Here is a 1,796-nt window from a genome sequence, read left to right on the forward strand (position 1 = left end):
ATGGGGCGGGGCGGGTGCGGCCAGGGGACGTACGGGGGCGCCGGCCGCCCCCGCCCCGTATCAGTGCTCGTGCGGCCCCGCCCGGTGGACCGGACCGTGGGTCTCCCCGCAGTGGGCGCCGGTGCTCGGGGCGGGGCCGGTGCCGAGTTGGAGGAGCGCGTCGGGCGGGTCCTGTTCGCCGACGTGGTCGACCTGGAGGGTGGCGTGGGTGATGCCGTACTCCCTGCCGAGCAGCCGGTGGAGGTCGCGGCGCACCCGGTGGCAGTCGCCGCCCGGTGCCACCAGGACGTGTGCGGAGAGCGCCGGTTCGCCGGAGGTGATCTCCCACAGGTGCAGGTCGTGGACCTCGACGACCTGGTCGGCGGCCACCAGGTGGTCGCCGATCGCGTCCGGGTCGCAGCCGGCCGGCGCCGCCTCCATGAAGATCCGCCCGGAGTCGCGGACCAGTCCGACGCCCGCCCGCAGCATCAGCGCGACGACGATCAGGGTGGCGATGGCGTCGGCCCGGGAGAAGCCGGTGAGCAGGACGACCAGGCCGGAGACGGCGGTGGCGACGAAGCCGAACAGATCGGTGAGGATGTGCTGGTATGCGCCCTCGACGTTGAGGCTGGAGCGGTTGGCGCGGGAGAGCAGCCAGGTGGCGACGAGGTTCACCACCACCCCGGCCAGCGCGGTCACCAGCACCAGTCCGCCGGTCACCTCGGGCGGCGAGATCAGCCGCCGCACCGCCTCGTACGCGAGCCAGACGGACAGCACGAGCAGGGTGATGCCGTTGGCCTGGGCGGAGAGGATCTCGGCGCGCTTGAGGCCGTAGGTGAAGCCGCCGCGCGCGGGGCGGGCCGCGAGCCGCATGGCGATCAGCGCCAGGACGATCGACGCCGCGTCGGTGAGCATATGGGCGGCGTCCGAGATCAGCGCCAGCGAGCGGGCCAGGACGCCGATGACGACCTCGACGGCCATGAACGCGGTGATCAGTACCAGCGCGGCGCGCAGCCACCGCCGGTCGGCGTCGGGGGAGACGGTGTGCGCGTGGGAGTGCCCGTGCCCATGACCGTGCCCGTGGGCCCGGTCGTGGGAGGGGCCGTGGGGATCGTCGTGGTGGTCGTCGTGTCCCTGCGGGCGGTCCTCGGCGTCCGTGGGGTGCCCGTGGGCGTGCTCGGTCATGGCGCGCTCCTTCCTGGGTCGTCCGTCGGAAGCAAACCGCACTTCCGCCGGAGATCCAAAGGCTGCACCGGTGACCGTTGTCATTACCGTCCCACGGCGCGTTGTGCCTGGTCAGAGCGTTGCGGAAGGGAAGGGTCCGGTAGCGCGTCAACGGGTGCGCAGCACCCCGGCCGCGCCCGCCACCACCACGCAGAGGACCACCGGCAGGAAGAACGCGAGATTGAGCGGTACGAGGTCGGTGAGCGGCCCGATGACGGCGGGACCGGCGAGCATCCCGAGGTAGCCGAGGCCGGCGACCCGGGAGACATTGGCGCCCGAGGCACCGGCGTCGCTGTGACCGGCCGCGCTGAAGAACTGCGGGACACAGCCGGAGAGCCCGATGCCGAACACCGTCCAGCCGGCCAGGGCGAGCGGCGTCCAGGGCGCCAGCGCCGCGGCCGTCAGCCCGGCGGCGGCCAGCGCGGCGCCGTAGCGGACCAGGCGTACGGGCCCGAGCCGGGCGACGACCCGGTCGGTGACGAACCGGCCGGCGGTCATCGCCGCGGAGAACGCGCCGAAGGCGAGGGCGGCGGTGGCGGCCGGGGCGTCGAGGACGTCCCGCAGATGGAGCGCGCTCCAGTCGTTCGCGACGC

The 1,796-nt window shown here is 73.9% G+C and carries 2 protein-coding genes; both read right to left on the reverse strand.

What is annotated here, in order from left to right:
* Positions 1 to 60: 60 nt before the first annotated feature.
* Positions 61 to 1,164, reverse strand: coding sequence for a cation diffusion facilitator family transporter (locus AC51EU_RS30135; protein ID WP_496270267.1), 1,104 nt, complete (start codon positions 1,162 to 1,164; stop codon positions 61 to 63).
* Between the two features lie 147 nt (positions 1,165 to 1,311).
* Positions 1,312 to 1,796 (reverse strand): MFS transporter (locus tag AC51EU_RS30140; protein WP_496270268.1); only part of this gene is annotated, 485 nt, incomplete at its 5' end.

It is taken from the genome of Candidatus Streptomyces philanthi, assembly GCF_059553635.1.